General features: G+C 73.6%; 1 protein-coding gene. It reads left to right on the top strand.

Features of this window, described 5'->3' with window-relative positions:
* On the top strand, positions 1-1,747 hold a 1,747-nt coding region (locus V7793_RS37090; protein WP_336014086.1), incomplete at its 5' end, for an LpqB family beta-propeller domain-containing protein.
* Positions 1,748-1,887 lie beyond the last annotated feature (140 nt).

Raw genomic sequence — 1,887 nt, forward strand, 5'->3', positions numbered from 1 at the left:
GGCAGGGTGCGCCTCGATGCCCGACAGCGGCGAGGTGACGGCGGTCGACTCGTCGCAGCGCGCCGACGCGGACTCGCAGGTGCGTGTCTACGGCGTGCCGCCGCACAAGGGCGAGCGGCCTCAGGAGCTGGTGACGGGCTTCCTGGAGGCCACCACCAGCGACGATCCGGACTACGGCACGGCCCGCATGTACCTGGCCAAGGGCGAGCAGCGGCGGTGGGACCCGTCGTGGGGCACGATCGTGCTGGCGGAGCCGCCGCAGGTGCAGGTGGAGCACTCCGGCGACCGGGACCGCGACTACACGATCACTTTGATCGGCAAGCAGGTCGCCAGGATCGACGCCAAGCACGCTTACAAGCCGGAAGAGGGCGCGTACAAGGAGCGGATCCACGTCGCGCGCGAGGGCGGCGAGTGGCGCATCGACAGGCTGCCGCCCGGGCTGGTGCTCGGCCTCGCCGACTTCCAGCGGATCTACCGGTCCGTCAACAAGTACTACTTCGCGGAGCTGGGCACGTCCGGCTCCGGCAAGGGCCGGGACGTGCTCGTCGCCGACCCCGTCTATCTGCGCAAGCGCATAGACCCCGTGACGTCCACGGTCAACGCCCTGCTGGACGGGCCGACCAACTGGCTGGACCCGGTGGCCGCGACGGCGTTCCCGACGGGCACCAAGGTCGTGGACCGGCGGCTCTCCGTGGACGACTCCAACGCCCTCAGGATCCGGCTCAACGGGAAGGCCGCGGGCACCAACCAGGCACAGTGCCTGCGCATGGCCGCACAGCTCCTGTACACCGTCCAGGACCAGTCGGCGAAGGTCGGCCAGGTGGTGCTGCAGCGGGACAACGGCTCGCAGCTGTGCTCGCTGGGACGGGAGGAAGCGCGCAAGTACGCGCCCGACCAGGCCGCCGGCCGCGGCGCCGACCAGCAGTACTTCGTGGACGCGCAGCACCGGATGGTGAGCCTGGCCGACGGCGACGAGGAGGCGCGGCGGGTGCCGGGGCCCTTCGGGGCCGACGGGGCCGTGCAGCTGCGGTCGGTGGGCGTGGACCGCAGCGAGCACCACGCCGCGGGCGTGGCCGCCAACGGCCAGGCGCTGTACGTCACCCGCCTGGAGACCGGATCGGCGCTGGGTGAGCCCCGGGTGACCGCGCGCGGCGGGGCGAAGGCCGGGCTGACCGCCCCGAGCTGGGACGGGCTCGGCGACCTGTGGGTGGCCGACCAGGACCCGGAGCGGCCGCGGCTGCTGCGGCTGCCGGGCGGCACGGGCAGCCCGGAGGAGGTCCAGGTGCCCCGGCTCGACGGGCGCATCACCGGGCTGCGGGTGGCGGCCGATGGCGTGCGGATCGCGCTGCTGGTGACCAAGGACGACCGTACGAGCCTGAAGCTGGGGCGGGTCGAACGGCACGCGGGCGCGGGCCGGCTGACCTTGTCCGTGCAGGAACTGCGCTCGGTGGCGCCGCGGTTGGAGCAGGTCGACGCGGTGTCGTGGGCCGGCGGCAGCCGGCTGCTGGTCGCGGGGAACGAGCAGGGCGGGCTGCAGCAGCTGCAGTACATCGACACGGACGGCTCGCTGTCGAACACCTCCGCGCTGCCCGGTATCACGGGAGTGCGGGGCGTAGCGGCCTCGGAGAGCACGGCGAAGGCGCCGGCGCTGGTGGCCGAGCGGGACGGCGGGATCGTACGCCTGCTGCCGGACAGCAACTGGAAGCTGGTGACCAAGGAGGGCTCCGCGCCGGTCTACCCGGGATAGCCGCCGCGTGCCGGTGGCGCGGCGCAGGGTTTTCCACAGGGGTGGCGGGGCGCCGCGGCCGGCGGGACAGTGGATCTGTGCGCGGGTGGTGGCAGGAGATCGCGGGCCTGGTGCTGCCGGGCGAGTGCGCGGGGTGCGGG

It is taken from the genome of Streptomyces sp. KLMMK (assembly GCF_036961605.1).
GTDB lineage: Bacteria > Actinomycetota > Actinomycetes > Streptomycetales > Streptomycetaceae > Streptomyces > Streptomyces telluris.